General features: G+C 66.1%; 17 protein-coding genes and 1 tRNA gene. 5 read left to right on the plus strand and 13 right to left on the minus strand.

Going from position 1 to position 14,058, the window contains the following annotated elements; all coding sequences use genetic code 11:
- The first annotated feature begins 54 nt into the window (after positions 1 to 54).
- Positions 55 to 777, plus strand: coding sequence for a hypothetical protein (locus tag HJG53_RS10315; protein WP_254447678.1), 723 nt, complete (start codon positions 55 to 57; stop codon positions 775 to 777).
- On the opposite strand, the gene HJG53_RS10320 is transcribed toward HJG53_RS10315, so the two are convergent.
- A complete protein-coding gene (locus HJG53_RS10320) occupies positions 767 to 1,297 on the minus strand; it encodes a thiamine phosphate synthase (protein ID WP_171130217.1) in 531 nt (176 codons plus the stop codon). The genes HJG53_RS10315 and HJG53_RS10320 overlap by 11 nt on opposite strands.
- Positions 1,298 to 1,318: 21 nt before the next feature.
- Here HJG53_RS10320 and HJG53_RS10325 point away from each other — a divergent pair, with 21 nt between their 5' ends.
- Both HJG53_RS10325 and HJG53_RS10330 read left to right on the plus strand, forming a co-directional pair.
- Positions 1,319 to 1,978, plus strand: coding sequence for a YggS family pyridoxal phosphate-dependent enzyme (locus HJG53_RS10325; RefSeq protein ID WP_171130219.1), 660 nt, complete (start codon positions 1,319 to 1,321; stop codon positions 1,976 to 1,978).
- Positions 1,975 to 2,637 carry an HAD family phosphatase gene (locus tag HJG53_RS10330; protein ID WP_171130221.1) on the plus strand — a complete coding sequence of 221 codons (663 nt, stop codon included), beginning with the start codon at positions 1,975 to 1,977 and terminating at the stop codon, positions 2,635 to 2,637. Before HJG53_RS10325 ends, HJG53_RS10330 begins: the two co-directional genes overlap by 4 nt.
- Positions 2,638 to 2,952: 315 nt before the next feature.
- Here the strand turns inward: HJG53_RS10330 and HJG53_RS10335 are convergent, their stop codons facing one another.
- The 8 genes from HJG53_RS10335 to HJG53_RS10370 form a co-directional block, all read right to left on the minus strand.
- A complete protein-coding gene (locus HJG53_RS10335; protein ID WP_171130223.1) occupies positions 2,953 to 3,891 on the minus strand; it encodes a hypothetical protein in 939 nt (312 codons plus the stop codon).
- A gap of 156 nt (positions 3,892 to 4,047) precedes the next feature.
- Positions 4,048 to 4,362, minus strand: coding sequence for a hypothetical protein (locus tag HJG53_RS10340; RefSeq protein ID WP_171130225.1), 315 nt, complete (start codon positions 4,360 to 4,362; stop codon positions 4,048 to 4,050).
- Between the two features lie 48 nt (positions 4,363 to 4,410).
- Entirely contained in the window at positions 4,411 to 4,860 is a 450-nt protein-coding gene (locus HJG53_RS10345; protein ID WP_171130227.1) for a hypothetical protein, read from the minus strand.
- A gap of 148 nt (positions 4,861 to 5,008) precedes the next feature.
- A complete protein-coding gene (ribA, locus tag HJG53_RS10350) occupies positions 5,009 to 6,061 on the minus strand; it encodes a GTP cyclohydrolase II (RefSeq protein WP_254447679.1) in 1,053 nt (350 codons plus the stop codon).
- Entirely contained in the window at positions 6,058 to 6,840 is a 783-nt protein-coding gene (locus HJG53_RS10355) for an exodeoxyribonuclease III (RefSeq protein WP_171130229.1), read from the minus strand. Before HJG53_RS10355 ends, ribA begins: the two co-directional genes overlap by 4 nt.
- 192 nt (positions 6,841 to 7,032) lie before the next feature.
- Positions 7,033 to 7,644 (minus strand): outer membrane lipoprotein carrier protein LolA, encoded by a 612-nt coding sequence (locus tag HJG53_RS10360; RefSeq protein ID WP_171130231.1) that lies wholly within the window; start codon positions 7,642 to 7,644, stop codon positions 7,033 to 7,035.
- Between the two features lie 91 nt (positions 7,645 to 7,735).
- Positions 7,736 to 10,051, minus strand: coding sequence for a DNA translocase FtsK 4TM domain-containing protein (locus HJG53_RS10365; RefSeq protein WP_171129743.1), 2,316 nt, complete (start codon positions 10,049 to 10,051; stop codon positions 7,736 to 7,738).
- A gap of 61 nt (positions 10,052 to 10,112) precedes the next feature.
- Complete coding sequence (locus tag HJG53_RS10370; protein WP_171130233.1) at positions 10,113 to 10,583, minus strand: SAM-dependent methyltransferase; 471 nt, start codon at positions 10,581 to 10,583, stop codon at positions 10,113 to 10,115.
- Between the two features lie 58 nt (positions 10,584 to 10,641).
- On the opposite strand from HJG53_RS10370, the gene HJG53_RS10375 reads away from it, so the two are divergent.
- The gene (locus tag HJG53_RS10375) at positions 10,642 to 11,847 is read left to right on the plus strand and encodes an FAD-dependent monooxygenase (RefSeq protein ID WP_171130235.1); all 1,206 of its coding nucleotides are present in this window, start codon (positions 10,642 to 10,644) and stop codon (positions 11,845 to 11,847) included.
- Here HJG53_RS10375 and HJG53_RS10380 read toward each other — a convergent pair.
- From HJG53_RS10380 to HJG53_RS10395, 4 genes are read right to left on the minus strand one after another with little or no spacing between them, the layout of a single operon-like run.
- The gene (locus HJG53_RS10380) at positions 11,837 to 12,109 is read right to left on the minus strand and encodes a chorismate mutase (RefSeq protein WP_171130713.1); all 273 of its coding nucleotides are present in this window, start codon (positions 12,107 to 12,109) and stop codon (positions 11,837 to 11,839) included. The two genes, HJG53_RS10375 and HJG53_RS10380, sit on opposite strands and share 11 nt — an antisense overlap.
- 23 nt (positions 12,110 to 12,132) lie before the next feature.
- Positions 12,133 to 12,315, minus strand: coding sequence for a Trm112 family protein (locus HJG53_RS10385; RefSeq protein ID WP_217352755.1), 183 nt, complete (start codon positions 12,313 to 12,315; stop codon positions 12,133 to 12,135).
- A complete protein-coding gene (locus HJG53_RS10390) occupies positions 12,312 to 12,932 on the minus strand; it encodes an LON peptidase substrate-binding domain-containing protein (RefSeq protein WP_171130237.1) in 621 nt (206 codons plus the stop codon). The genes HJG53_RS10385 and HJG53_RS10390 overlap by 4 nt, the downstream gene beginning before the upstream one ends.
- Positions 12,932 to 13,828, minus strand: a complete 897-nt coding sequence (locus HJG53_RS10395; protein ID WP_171130717.1) for a tetratricopeptide repeat protein — start codon at positions 13,826 to 13,828, stop codon at positions 12,932 to 12,934. Before HJG53_RS10395 ends, HJG53_RS10390 begins: the two co-directional genes overlap by 1 nt.
- 142 nt (positions 13,829 to 13,970) lie before the next feature.
- Here HJG53_RS10395 and HJG53_RS10400 point away from each other — a divergent pair.
- A tRNA-Gly gene (locus HJG53_RS10400) sits at positions 13,971 to 14,045 on the plus strand.
- Positions 14,046 to 14,058 lie beyond the last annotated feature (13 nt).

The raw sequence follows: 14,058 nt of genomic DNA on the forward strand, positions 1-14,058 counted from the left end.
CCGGAATGGAATCGCTAACTGGGTCGTTGAAGAGTGGGGTGAAGACGAGTCGAGATGCGTATGCGTCGCAATTGGGTGGCATTGGCGGGCGCGGCTTTGGCCGTGATCGCTGTTGCTATGCCTGCGATCGGTGCCTCGTCCGACGTTACCCGCAAGATCCTGAAACGCCCGGTTTCGTTGAGCGCGCGCGGCGGCATCGGTTCCTTCACGCCGGCCGCGGCCGATCCGCGCGTTGCCGCGATCTACGCCCGCGCAGGCCTCGCCAATAGCGGCTTCCGTTTCACTCCTGCTTCATCGTCCAAGCCGGGGGCTCAGTCGGTCATGGTGGCCGTGCGTGCGGCAGCGTCGGTGCCGAAGCCAACCGGCACCCGCGTCACGGCGGCACCGCAGGTGATCAGCATCGCGCCGATTGCCTATAATCTTGGCATGGCCGTGGGCTGGAGGCGTTTCGCACTCTCCGGCGACATGGCGCGGGTCGACATGGCCGGCCTGCCCGGCAGCCGCGAGAAGGTGGATGTCGGCGTCAGCTACAACGCCCCGAAGTGGAGTGCACGGATCCAGGCGGGCCAGGACCGCCCGACCGACGGCGTTTCGGCCAATCTGACCGGCGGGCGCAGCTACAATTTCGATGTCGGCGGCTCCTATTCGATCGCGCGCAACCTCGATCTGACTGCCGGCGTGCGCTACCGGGCCGAGCAGCGCGACCGGCTGCAGATCGTCGACGATGGCCGCCGCGACAGCCAGGCCGTCTATATCGGAACTGCGATCAAGTTCTGATCCAGGCGTCGATTGCCGCCCATCCCTGAGCGCCCAGGGGCCGCAAACGCCTCCACCGACGCTCGTTCATCCCTCCCAGTGCAATGATCGGTCTGGTGGTTCGCCGCGCAAGCAGGCCGAACCGTACCGGCCCGAGCGCTCGCGAGCCTTGGTGCGATCGCGTGGCGAAGGCCGGCGAGAGCAGCAGCAGCGCCGCATTCGCGCGCTCGGCCCGGAGGATCTCGGCGCCGTCATGCACCGGGAAGAGGCGGGGCAGGCGGCTTGGTCTCCTCGCCGCGCCATAAACGCCGTCAGCGCCGGCGCGTCGGGCCTCGGCCTCGCTGCCTGCGAAGACCGTGAACCGCCCCGTCCGCGACAGGCGTTTCGCGAGCGCGATCCGCTCCCGGAGCGGAAGGGAATAATGGCGGACCACCACCCCCACATCACGCGGCAACCGGGCGACAAGCGCTTCGGGCGCCTCGCCATGGCGCTCGTCGGTCAGCATCCAGACGCGCGGCAATGCGAGGTGGCGGCGGTTCATCGCGCTTCCTATAGCAGCGCCATGCCTGAAGCCGAACGTCTCGCCGCCGTCCGCGACCGCATCGCACGCGCGGCCCGGACCGCGCGCCGGTCGCCCGAGGAGGTGACCCTGATCGCCGTATCGAAGACCCATGCCGCGGAGGCGATCGAGCCGCTGATCGCGGCGGGACAGCGCAGCTTCGGTGAGAATCGGGTGCAGGAAGCCGAAGAAAAATGGCCTGCCTTGCGGGACCGCCATGCGGGCATCGATCTTCATCTGGTCGGACAGCTGCAATCCAACAAGGCCGAAGCGGCGGTGCAGCTGTTCGACGCCATTCACTCCGTCGACCGGCCCTCGCTCGTCACGGCGCTGGCGAAGGCGATCGATCGGAGCGGCCGCGCGCCCCTCCTCTTCGCGCAGGTCAATATCGGCGATGAGGCGCAAAAGGGCGGCTGCCCGGTCGCCGAGCTCCCGAAGCTGCTGAGGGAGGCGCGCACCGCCGGGCTCGCGCTGGCCGGCCTGATGTGCGTGCCGCCTGTGGGCGTCGAGGCCGCGCCATACTTCGCGCTGCTCGCCAAGCTCGCCCGCGACCATGGGCTGGCGCTCACCAGCATGGGCATGTCCGGCGATTTCGAGACGGCGGTGATGCTGGGCGCCACCCATGTCCGCGTCGGCTCCGCCCTGTTCGGCGCGCGCGGGTGAAGTTCGACGGGATCATCTTCGATTTCGACGGCGTGCTGCTCGAAAGCGAATGGGAGGGCAATCGCCACCTGGCGGGGCTGCTGACCGAACTCGGCTTCGCGCATTCGGTCGAGGATACGCTCACCCACTATGTTGGGCTGAGCGGGCCTGCCTTTATCGGCGCGATCGAGGAACGCATCGGCGAGCCGCTACCGCCCGAGTTTCACAGCCGCCGCGCCGCCGAAGACGCGCGGGCGCTCGCCGAAGGCATGGCGGAGGTCGCCGGCGCGGTGGCGTTCGTCCGTTCGCTCCCGCCCGACTGGCCCAAGGCGGTGGCGTCTTCGAGCAGCGGCCATTGGGTCCGCGCGCACCTGGCCCATCTCGGCCTCACCAACGCGTTCGGCGACAAGGTGTTCAGCGGCAAGGAACATGTCGCGCGGGGCAAGCCAGCCCCCGATCTCTATTGGCACGCCGCGGAAGCGCTCGGCATCGATATCGCGCGCACCGCAATCCTCGAGGACTCGCCCGTGGGTGTCCGGGGCGCGGTCGCGTCCGGCGCCACCGTCATCGGCCTCGCTGCCGCCTCCCACTGCCTGCCCGGCCATGCCGACCGGCTGCGTGCGTTGGGGGTGCACCAGATCGCCCACAGCTTCGAGGAGGTGAGGGCGATGCTGTCCTGACCCGCGGCCTTCGCGAACTTCATGACCTTCAAACGAAACACATAAATTTCGTTGCGTGTTCGGTGCCGGCGGCACGGATAGGCTGACGGTTCCTTTCCGCACATTCCGCACATTCCGCACATATTGCACGTGCAACATGTAAATCTCTGTCGATCTGAACTGTTCAAAGAGCGGCCGCCGGCAGAAACCGGGCGGGCACCGAGCCTATCAAACCGAGCGACCAATAGGACAGCCCTTTCGCTTGTCCCTCCACGTAGTTCGGAAATGTCCGCGATGGGTGGTTTGGGGACATCTGCAGTATGTGAAGTCACCTGCTCAACGCTCCGGGACGATGACTTCAGCGGGGTCCAACTTGGATGAGGGGATTGCCGCTGTCATCACAATGATCGACGCTGCGGTCAGATCGAGCGGACACTCCTCGGCGATTTTCTTGGCCGCCGCCGCGATGACGAACGGCCACCGATCAGGTTCGATTCCTCGGGCATCTAGAAACGCAGATGTGGAGCGCCAGCTTTGATGGAGCGCTTTGACGAGGCCGTCGGCATAGTACTCGAAAGTGTCAGAGCCGATCTCTGAGGTCACGGTCTTAAAGACGGGAAGCAACGGAGTAACGGGTGCGTTACTGCTGACAATGGACCAAATAGAAGGCGAACCCTCCGCGAGCGGCCCATTTAGCGCATCACCGAAGTAGTAAAGCCTGTCGCGGGTAGTAGCGATTTCGACCAATCCCGATGCACGATGCTCTGCTTCCGCCCGCATGCGAACTCCAACTTGACAGGAAAAGCCTGCTAGGCAGCCTGCCAGTGACAGCGCATTCGTCCAATCAGACTCTTCTTCAACCTTCGGAAGCAGGACTTGAGCGATGGCGTTTGCGGCGTCAGCCTCAAGATCGAACAAAGTTGGGATCGCCTCTGTTCCCGCTTCCAAAATCGCGAGCCGAGAGCCTGCTCGCTTTGCCCACAATGTGAAGCCAAAGAAGAATGCGGAACCCGTTACCGCCGCTGAAATCAACAGCCAAAAAAGGGTGTTAGCTCCAGCATAATTGCGCACCAGAATAGTGCTCAGGAGTAGCGCGACAAACGAGAAGGCAAGGAATCCGAAGGCCCGCAGGTCACGACGCAGTTGGATCGCCTGTTCGGGATCGGCGACGATATACGCTCTGCCGTACACTCCGAATGGCATAAAGAGCGTACGCCCGTCTCGCGTGCTGCCAAATGCGCTCTCCACAAAAGAGAAGGTCGCCCGCTGGAACATACGACAATACCTTTCGCGAGGTTCGATAACGGGAAAAAGGTTTCGATATTCTGTTTGCGATTGTGCTCGGTAGCGGCGGAGCAATCCTGCAAGACGTAACGGAATTGTTACGGTACAAGAGTAACCGAAAGCTCTCCATCGGGTGGTTAGCTGCCCTTAGATCACGCCGCTGTTCCGCCTCCGGATCACGCTACCGGCGATGAACCCGATCGTTGCCAAAGTCATCGACCCCGGCAGCCCAAACACAACCAGATAGGCGATACCCTGCCAGAGGCCGATCTCTAACCCGGTGGGGCTCGGCTCTCGGTTCAGCAGCAGCCAACCGACGACAAACAAGGGCGCGAAGGCAGAGGCAATATAGATCATCGAGCCTGCCTGACGGTTGGAAATCCGTCCTCCAACGTAGCCACTTCCAACAGTGGGCAGAAAGAAGCATGCAATCAGCAGGGCAAATCCGGCAAACTCAAACATAGCGGAAACTGACTGACATTCTCGATGTCTGCGCCGGGTGGATCACGGTCATCTGAGGGCAGCCTCAGTGCGCCTTGACCTTAAGTCGGCAGGTCGCCCCATCCATGCTGAGGCGCCGCCGATCACACTTAGTGCAGAGATGAAACATGCCCCCCAGACTCCGAGGAGTAACCCGAATGCCAGCGCGAGGGGACTAGATACAATCGGCCCACCAATCATCCAGGCAGGCAGACCGCTCAGCACGGGCCATTCCCTCGCCAGCCCGGTCATTACAAGCACAAAGATCAGCGATACTGGTAGAGCGATAACGGCGAAGGCGACAGTCAAACCCGGAACCCAACTCAGCAGACTCAAGCCGAAGTCGCCCCAGAACTTTTGGTTCGTCATGGCAATCAAAACGCCATAGCCGGCGAGTAGAGGCACCAGTGCGCCGAAGAGGATTGACGGGACTCGGAACGGCTTAAGCTCCTCGCGCTGATCATCATCAAGATAGCTCAATCGACGCCCCCTATGGTTGATCCGCGTCCCTACTCATATCCCTTTAGCGATTGCCTAATGCAGCCGGAAAGCGCCCTTTCGCGGCAGTTGCTCACGTCCGATTTGGGTCGTTCCCGGATATTGAACCAACCACTCGGCAGTCTGCTTCTCAAAGCTGGTGGCCGGTACGATCTCGCTTCGTCGCCAGGTATTTTTCGTTGTACGGGTTTGCCGCCATCTTGTGCGGGACGCGTTCGACGACCTCGATGCCGGCGCGCTCGAGTTCGGCGACTTTCGCCGGATTGTTGGTCAGGAGGCGTACCTGGCGTTGGCCGAGCAGCTCCAGCATACGGGCGGCGACGCGGAAGTCGCGGGTGTCGACGCGGAAGCCGAGACGGGTGTTCGCGTCGACGGTGTCGAAGCCCTGATCCTGCAGGGCATAGGCGCGGAGCTTGTTGATCAGGCCGATGCCGCGCCCCTCCTGCCGGAGATAGAGGAGGATGCCCCAGCCGGCGCCGGCGATCTCCTTCAGCGCGCCGTGCAGCTGCGGCCCGCAATCGCACTTGAGCGAGCCGAGCACGTCGCCCGTCAGGCACTCGCTGTGGAGGCGTACCACCGGTGGCTGGCCGTTCGGCTGGCCGAGGATCAGCGCGACGTGCATGTCGCCGCCATCGCTGCTGCGAAAGGCGACGATCTCCGCCCCTTCGTCCGCTTCGACCGGCAGCCTGGCGCGCGTGGCGATCCGCAGCCTTGCCGGATCGGCAAAGTCGGCGACATCGCTCAGCAGCACCGGCGCGCTTCCGCCGTCGAGCACGAAGAAGGCGGGGAGCAGCCCGGCCATGCGCGCCAGGTCCAGCGCACAATCGGCGACCTGCTGGGCGCCGACCTCGATCGCGCGGAACGGACCCTTGAGCGGGGTCGCGAGATCGAGCGCGGGGTCGGCCAAGGCCGTCGCCGTGTCGAACTCGAGCCAAGGCGCCCGCTCGACCCGGACAGCATGGCCGGGATCGGCCGCTTCGCGCTGGTTGGCGAGCTTCAGCGTCTCGGCACGGCTGGCTGAGATCAGGACATCGGCGCGGCCTTCGGGGTCGAAGGTGGCAAGCTGCCCGGCGTCCGCGCTTTCGATGGGCAGCAGGGACATGGCCCGATCGCCGTCGCCGAGCGCGATCGGCCAGCCGCGCCGAAGCGCGTCGATCGCGCGGGCGACGCGGCCCTCGGTCAAAAGGCGAACTCCGTCACCAGCGGCACATGGTCGGACGGCTTCAGCCAGCTGCGGCAGGGCTCGTGGACATGGTGCGCGACGGCGTTGCCGGTGAGTTCGGGGCTGCACCACATATGGTCGAGCCTGCGCCCGCGATCGGATGCGGCCCAATCCTTCGCGCGATAGCTCCACCAGGTGAAGCAGCGCTCCGGCGCCGGCACGAAGCGGCGGCCGAGATCGACCCAATCATGTGACGCTTGCAGCCTGCCCAGCGTCTCCACTTCGATCGGCGTGTGGCTGACCACGTCCAGCAGCTGCTTGTGGCTCCACACATCGCATTCGAGCGGCGCGATGTTGAAGTCGCCCACCATGATCGTGGGCACGCGGACGTCTTCGGACCATGACGTCATGCGGGCGAGGAAATCGAGCTTTTGCCCGAACTTCGGATTCTGCTCACGATCGGGAATGTCGCCGCCGGCCGGCACATAGACATTTTCCAGGCGGACGCCGTTCGGCAGCCGCACGCCGACGTGCCGCGCTTCGCCATTGGCCTGCCAGTCGTAGCGCTCTTCCTCGATCAGCGGCAATTTGCTGATGATGGCGACGCCGTGGTGCATGCGTTGGCCGTGCAGCAGCACATGGTCATAGCCGAGCGCGTGAAATGCCGCGTGGGGGAAGCTGCCGTCCTCGACCTTGGTTTCCTGCAGGCAGAGGATGTCCGGCTGTTCCTGCTGCAGGAACTGCTCGACGATGCCGATGCGAAAGCGGACGGAGTTGATGTTCCAGGAGGCGATCTTCACGGGCTTGGACTTAGGCACCCGCCCCGGACAAGGAAAGACCCCCGCTCCGGGGGCTTGGAGCGGGGGCCGACCGAGCGTTCGTCACGCTGGAGGGAAAGGGCTCTCCGGGCGGGCAACAGGGGGAAATCCCGCCAAAAGCCCTCTCCGCAGCCCCTCCCCTAGCGCTCCGATTCTTGCACCAACATGAACGGATCAGCCGCCGCGCTTCTTCGGCCGCGGGTCGTCCCACGCAAAGGCCGTGTCGGCGACGGGGACGTTCAGCCGCTGATTGGTCAGGCGTACGGTGGTGCGGTTGTTCTGCGCATCGAGCGCCACCCAGCCTTCGAGCATCAGCCCGCCGGGCGCTCCGCCGCGCTCGGTGAACGCCAGGGTGATGGAGCCGAATTGCGGCCGCCGCGGATCGCGCGCGAGGATCGTGATCACGCCGGGAGCAGCTGACGGCACCACCTTGGCGATCATCGACAGGTCGCGCTTGGGGTTGAGCAGCACATCGAGTGGCGAACCGCCGATCGGATAGCGCGACACCTGTTTCACCTGATAGTCGATGAAGGTCAGCGCCTTACCATCGCTGACGATCAGCACCGGCACACCCTGTTCATATTGGAACCGCGCCTTGCCCGGCTGCTTGATGGTGAGCCTACCCTCCAGCCGCTTGCCGGCGCGGTCGGTCTGCACGAAGTCCGCCGTCATCGTCTGCACGCCGCGCAGATGCTCCTGCACCCGCTTGATCACCGACGGCTGAGCGACGGCAGGCGCGGCAATGGCGCAGGCAGCGGTTGCGACGATGAGCGAGCGAGCGAACATTCTCTTCTCCGGCTGAGCAGCGTCGGCGCTAGGTCAGGCGCCTTGAACGGTCACTGAACTCGTCCGGGCCGCGCTTGCTCCGTCTGCCCCCTCAAACCGGTTCGCCGCTGGTGTCGATCAACACCTCGCGGCGACCGACATGGTCGGGGCGGCTGACCTTGCCTTCCTGTTCCATGCGCTCGATCAGCCGTGCCGCGCTGTTATAGCCGACGCGGAGCTGGCGCTGGACATAGCTGGTCGAGGCCTTCTGACTCTCCGCCACGATCTGGACGGCCTTGCGATAAAGCGCGTCTTCGGGGCTGTCGTCGCCCTTCGGTGCCCCGTCGAACTCGAACTGGCCGTCCTCCGGCTCTTCGGTGACGGCCTGGATGTAATCGGGCTTGCCCTGGCCGCGCCAATGATCGGCTACCGCACGCACTTCGTCGTCGGACACGAAGGGGCCGTGCACACGCACGATCTGCTTGCCGCCGGGCATGTAGAGCATGTCGCCCTTGCCGAGCAGCTGCTCCGCACCCTGTTCGCCGAGGATGGTGCGGCTGTCGATCTTGGAGGTGACCTGGAAGGAGATGCGGGTCGGCAGGTTGGCCTTGATGACACCGGTGATGACGTCGACCGAGGGGCGCTGCGTGGCCATGATCAGGTGGATGCCGGCGGCGCGGGCCTTTTGCGCCAGGCGCTGGATCAGGAATTCGACTTCCTTGCCGGCCGTCATCATCAAGTCGGCCAGCTCGTCGACGATGACGACGATCTGCGGCAGCGGCTCGTAGCTGAGCTGCTCTTCCTCGTAGATGGGCTGACCGGTCTCCGCGTCATAGCCGGTCTGCACGCGGCGGCCGAGCGGCTGGCCCTTGGCCTTGGCGACCCGCACCTTGTCGTTGAAGCTGGCGAGCGAGCGGACGCCGACCGACGCCATCATCCGATAGCGTTCCTCCATCTGCTCGACCGCCCAGCGCAAGGCGCGGATCGCCTTGGGCGGATCGGTGACGACCGGCGAGAGCAAATGGGGGATGTCGTCATAGATGCTGAGTTCCAGCATCTTCGGATCGATCATGATCATCCGGCACTGATCGGGCGTCAGCCGATAGAGCAGCGACAGGATCATGGCGTTCAGGCCGACCGACTTGCCGGAGCCGGTGGTGCCGGCGACGAGCAGATGCGGCATCGGGGCGAGATCGGCGATGACCGGATCGCCGGCAATGTTCTTGCCGAGGATGATCGGCAGCGCGCCGCCCTGCTCCTCGAACGCGCCAGACCCGACCAGTTCGTGCAGCACCACGGCTTCGCGCTTCTGGTTGGGCAGCTCGATGCCGATCACGGTGCGGCCGGGGATGGTCGCGACGCGGGCGGAGAGCGCCGACATGTTGCGCGCGATGTCGTCGGCGAGCTGGATCACGCGGCTCGCCTTGATGCCGGCAGCGGGCTCCAGTTCGTACATGGTGACGACCGGACCCGGCCGGACTTCGACGATCGAGCCCTTGACGTGGAAGTCGTCGAGCACGCTTTCGAGCAGGCGGGCGTTGCGCTCCAGCGCGGCCTTGTCAAGCGGTCCACCAGTGGACGGCGGCGCCGGCTTCAGCAGGTCGAGCGGCGGCAGGGTGAAGCGGTCGCGCAGGTCGAAGCTGGTCTGGACCGGAGCAGCTGCGGCCTTCTTCTCGGGCGCGACGCCTTTCCGGTCGGGCACGGAGATGACCGGCGGCGGGCGATCGTCCTGTTCGACCGGCCGGCGCTTCTCGGCTGCCACCTTGGCGGGCTTCGGCGCGCGCACCGGCGCCCGCGCGTCCTCATCGGCAAAGACTTCGCGCCGGCGGAACAGCCAGTCGCGCTCAATCTCATCCAGCTCGAGGCTGATCGCCCAGACGATGAGGCCGGCAAGGCCGATCACCGCCAGCACGCCGATCTGCGCCCACCAGCGCAGTGCCGGATCGCCGATCAGCGAGAGGGCCGAGGCCACCAGCTCCGCGGCAAGATAGCCGAGCGCGCCGCCAAGGCCGCCAGGGAGCCCGATCACGGCGGCGTCGCGGTAGAGCGCGAGCGCCGTGCCGACCAGGGTCACGCCCAACAGAGCGAGCGGAAGAGACCGGCGCCATCTTCCGACGAAGCGGTCATGCCACAGTCGCAGGGCCATGATGAGCAGCAGCGGCACGAACAGGCCGATCGCGGGACCGAACAGGGTGAGCAGCAGGTCGGATGTCCAGGCTCCGGCGCCGCCCACCCAGTTCTGCGGCGCGCCGCCGGCCGCCGTGTTGATGGCCGAGTCGCTCGGGTGATAGCTGACGAGCGCCAGAGCCAGGAGGAAGGCGCCCGCGGCAAGCGCGATAGCGCCGGCCAGCGCACCGCTGCGCGCGAAACCGCGCCCGATGGCCTCGCGCCAGCCCGGCGCTTCCTGATCTGCGACCCGCGTTGCCACCGGCTCCCCCGCTTTGTGCGCGAAATGTTCTGCGGCTAATTCGCCGATGGCGGACTCCCCGTCAAGCGAGCTTCCAATAACCGGCCATGATCTCCCGCGCCCAATCGGGTTCGCGCACCTCCTCGCGCGGGAGGAAGCCGGACAGCACCGGCTTGATGTCCAGCACCGGCGTGCCGTCGATGGCATCCAGCCCCACCACCTCCAGGCGCAGGCCCGACACGGCGGCGATCCGGCACATGGTGACGCCGATCCGGTTGGGCCGGTTCTTGCCGCGCTGAGCGAAGATGCCGATGCGTGGCCAGTCTGCACGTCCGCGGGGATGGCGGGCGCCCGACACGATCTGCTCCGGCCTCACGCGATCGAACAGATAGACGATTTCGGCATGGCTGAACTGGTCGAGGCCCATCAGCGCCTCGAGGTCGAAGCGCTCCGCATCCAGCTCGATCGCGGCGCGGCTCTCGCCCCAGTCATCGTCCACGGCCTCGCTGCGCCCGCCGCGCACCCAGCCGACCGGTTCAACCTCGAAGATCATCGCCATCCTCCCGCCATGGACCCTAGGCCGCTCATCGGCGGAGGGCTATGGGACCTCTATGCAGAGCGATGTCATCATCCTTGGCGGCGGCCTGGTCGGGCTGACACTTGGCCTTGCCCTCGACGCCCATGGCCTGTCGGCGACCGTGATCGACCCGGCCGATCCCGAAGCGGTGCTTGCGCCGGGGTTCGACGGCCGCGCCTCGGCCATTGCGAGCGCCAGCTGGGCGATGCTGCAGGCGATCGGGCTTGGCGAACGCCTGGCGGGCAAGGGCTGCCCGATCCGCGCGATCCGGGTGAGTGACGGGTTGAAGCCCGGCGCGCTCGACTTCCAACCCGCGGCGGACGGGGACGCGCTCGGCATCATGTTCGAGAATCGGCAGCTGCGGCAGACGCTCCACGCCGCCGCTGCCGAGGCGAAGCATTTGCAGCTGCTGATGCCCGCCCGCGCCGCGACGACCCATCGGGATGGGCACCGGGTCACGGTGGCGCTGGAGGATGGCCGGTCCCTCGAAGCCCCGCTGTTGATTGCGGCGGAAGGGCGAAACTCACCGACACGGGAGGCTGCGGGCATCACCGTGGCGCGCTGGCAATATGATCATGTCGGCATCATCGCGGCCATCGAGCACCAACGCCCGCATGACAATGTCGCCTATGAGATCTTCTATCCGGACGGCCCCTTCGCGATCCTGCCGATGCTGCCGGGCAATCGCTCCGGCCTCGTCTGGTCGGTCTCTCGCGCCGACGCGCCCGGTTATCTGAAGCTCGGCGAGCGCGGCTTTCTGGCCGAGCTGGAGCGGAACATGGGCGGGCTGCTGGGCAAGATGAAACTGCTCGCGCCGCTCTCCGCCTATCCGCTTGGCTTTCACCATGCCGAACGCATTACCGACCAGAGGCTGGCGCTGGTCGGCGACGCGGCCCATGGCATCCACCCGATCGCCGGTCAGGGCCTGAACCTCGGTCTGCGCGACGTCGCCGCGCTGACGGAAGTGCTGGTCGAGGGTGCGCGGCTGGGCCTCGATCTCGGTGATGCGCAACTGATGAAGCGCTATGAACGCTGGCGGAGCCTGGATACGTTCCTAGTCGCTTCCTCGACGGATAGCTTGGCGCGCCTGTTCGGCATCAGGGGTGAAGCGGCGAGCGCCGTACGCCGCTTCGGCCTGTCCGCCGTGCAGCGCGTCAAACCGCTCAAGGACTTCTTCATGGCCGAAGCGCGCGGCGAGTTCGGCGACAAGCCCAAATTGCTGAGCGGGCTTAGCGTCTGATCGCGTCGAAGCGGTCGAACTCATAGGCGATCGAGGCCTCGACCAGCCGGTCATAAAGTTCGGCGACGATTTCGGGGGGAAAGCCCACTTGCGCGGCGACTTGGCGGGCATGCGCGATCACCGCTGCCTTGCGCTCCTCGTCGCGGACGTGGCCGCGCTCCGCCTTGATCCGCGCTGCCGCGTCCATGAAACGCATGCGCGTGCCGAGCAGGGTCACGATCTGCTCGTCGAGTGCATCGACGCCCGCGCGTACTTCCGCCATCGTCCGGCAGTCTTCCGGTGCGATCACGTCCGCTCCTCGTCGGTGAGCGGCCGCGCCTCGTCGACCAGCATCACCGGCACGCCGTCGCGGATCGGATAGGCGAGCCCCGCCGCCGCTGAGACCAGCTCCTGCCGCGCTTCGTCGTAACTCAGCGGCGTGCGGGTGACCGGGCAGACCAGGATTTCCAGCAGGCGAGGATCGATCATTGCAGGGTCACCGGATCGTCGCGGTCGCCGCCATGACGGCTGAAGAACTGCATCAGCTGCACGATCATCTCGGTGCGCTCTTCCAGGCTATCCGCTTCGAGCAATGCCTGCTTCGCCGCGACGTCGAAGGGGGCGATCTGCGCGATGCCGTTGACCAGCGACTCGTCGTCGAGGCGCGACACCGCGTTCCAGTCGACAGCATAGCCCTGCGCATCGGCGAAACGCCGCGATTCGGCCTCGAGGGAAGCGCGTTGCGCCAGAGCGAGCGGCGCCGCGGGCGCGTCTTCCTCCAGCTCCGCCTCCACCTGCCGGAATGGCGTGGTCACGTTCAGCTCCGTGACGATGCGGAAGCGGTTCAGACCTTCGAGCACGATATTGTAGCGGCCATCGTCCAGCGCTTCGACGTGCGCGATCTTGCCGACGCAGCCGACCTCGAACAGCGGCGGCGGTTCGCCGCCGCCGCGCGGCTGCACCATGCCGATCCGCCGGTCGCGCGCCATCGCATCGCTGACCAGCGCCCGATAGCGCGGCTCGAAGATGTGCAGCGGCAGCTGCATGCGCGGGAACAGCAAGGCGCCCGGCAGCGGGAAGATCGAAAGGCGGGTGGTTTCTCCCATCAGGTGAACAGCAGGGCGGAAAGGCGCCGCCGCGTCGCCGATGTCCAGGGGTCCTCCAGCCCGACCACTTCCATCAGCTTCAACAGGCGCGAGCGTGCGGCCCCTTCGTTCCAGCCCCTATCGGCCTGGATGATCGCCAGCAGCTGATCGGCGGCGCCGTCGCGGTCGCCCGCTGCCATCAGGCCGCCGGCGAGTTCGTAGCGCGTCTCGAGATCGTCGGGGTTCGCATCGACCTGCCGCTGCAGGGCGGTGAGGTCGTCGACCGGCTGGGCTTCGCGGGCCAGCGCGATGGCGCTTTCCGCGCGCGTGATCGCCGGGTCCTTGCGCGCCTCTTCCGGCAAAGCCTCGATCAGGCCGGCGGCGTCGTCGACCTGGCCGGTGCCGATCAGCGCCCGCGCCATGCCGGAGACCACTTCGGGATGATCGGGCGCCATCTCCAGCAACTGCGCGAAGATGCCCGCCGCCCGCTCCGAATCGCCGCCCGCGAGCACCTCCTCGCCCATCGCGATCAGCGGCTCCAGCTCCGCTTCCTTGGCCTGAGCCTCGCCCTGCACCGGCAGCTGCTTTAGTATTTGATCGAGATATTGGGCCAGCTGGCGCTCGGTGCGGGCCGGCGTCAGGTCGGCGACCAGCTGGCCCTGGAACAGGGCATAGACGGTCGGGATCGACTGGACGCGGAATTGCGCGGCGATCAGCTTGTTCTCGTCGACGTTGATCTTCTTCAGGATCACGCCCTTGTCGGCATAATCGGCGGCGACCTTTTCCAGCACGGGGGTCAGCGCCTTGCAGGGCCCACACCATTCCGCCCAGAAATCGAGGATGACGAGGTTCGTCATCGAGGGTTCGACCACCTCGCGCTTGAACGTGTCGATCGCGTCGCGCTCGGCTGCGCTCATTCCCAGACTGGCCATGCTTACTCCGTTCCTTCGCGCCCCTATGTGGGTGAAAGCGCCCTGCTGCCAAGGGGGTTGCACAAGCCTGCGGCCCCCGCTATTGGCCGCCGCCTCACCCGCCCCGGTCTTCGGGGCAGACGCCAGAGCGGGCGTAGCTCAGGGGTAGAGCACGACCTTGCCAAGGTCGGGGTCGAGGGTTCGAATCCCTTCGCCCGCTCCAGCGCGATGCCGCA

The sequence above is a fragment of the Sphingomonas sp. ID1715 genome, from assembly GCF_013044515.1.
Taxonomy (GTDB): domain Bacteria; phylum Pseudomonadota; class Alphaproteobacteria; order Sphingomonadales; family Sphingomonadaceae; genus Sphingomonas_B.

What these genes read in the sequence shown, in the direction of transcription:
- HJG53_RS10335 (WP_171130223.1), bottom strand. Translation starts at nt 3,891, where the DNA reads ATGTTCCAGCGGGCGACCTTCTCTTTTGTGGAGAGCGCATTTGGCAGC.
- HJG53_RS10325 (WP_171130219.1), top strand. Translation starts at nt 1,319, where the DNA reads ATGCCTGAAGCCGAACGTCTCGCCGCCGTCCGCGACCGCATCGCACGC.
- HJG53_RS10375 (WP_171130235.1), top strand. Translation starts at nt 10,642, where the DNA reads ATGCAGAGCGATGTCATCATCCTTGGCGGCGGCCTGGTCGGGCTGACA.
- HJG53_RS10360 (WP_171130231.1), bottom strand. Translation starts at nt 7,644, where the DNA reads ATGTTCGCTCGCTCGCTCATCGTCGCAACCGCTGCCTGCGCCATTGCC.
- HJG53_RS10390 (WP_171130237.1), bottom strand. Translation starts at nt 12,932, where the DNA reads ATGGGAGAAACCACCCGCCTTTCGATCTTCCCGCTGCCGGGCGCCTTG.
- HJG53_RS10385 (WP_217352755.1), bottom strand. Translation starts at nt 12,315, where the DNA reads ATGATCGATCCTCGCCTGCTGGAAATCCTGGTCTGCCCGGTCACCCGC.
- HJG53_RS10315 (WP_254447678.1), top strand. Translation starts at nt 55, where the DNA reads ATGCGTATGCGTCGCAATTGGGTGGCATTGGCGGGCGCGGCTTTGGCC.
- HJG53_RS10395 (WP_171130717.1), bottom strand. Translation starts at nt 13,828, where the DNA reads ATGAGCGCAGCCGAGCGCGACGCGATCGACACGTTCAAGCGCGAGGTG.
- HJG53_RS10380 (WP_171130713.1), bottom strand. Translation starts at nt 12,109, where the DNA reads ATGGCGGAAGTACGCGCGGGCGTCGATGCACTCGACGAGCAGATCGTG.
- HJG53_RS10320 (WP_171130217.1), bottom strand. Translation starts at nt 1,297, where the DNA reads ATGAACCGCCGCCACCTCGCATTGCCGCGCGTCTGGATGCTGACCGAC.
- HJG53_RS10370 (WP_171130233.1), bottom strand. Translation starts at nt 10,583, where the DNA reads ATGATCTTCGAGGTTGAACCGGTCGGCTGGGTGCGCGGCGGGCGCAGC.
- HJG53_RS10340 (WP_171130225.1), bottom strand. Translation starts at nt 4,362, where the DNA reads ATGTTTGAGTTTGCCGGATTTGCCCTGCTGATTGCATGCTTCTTTCTG.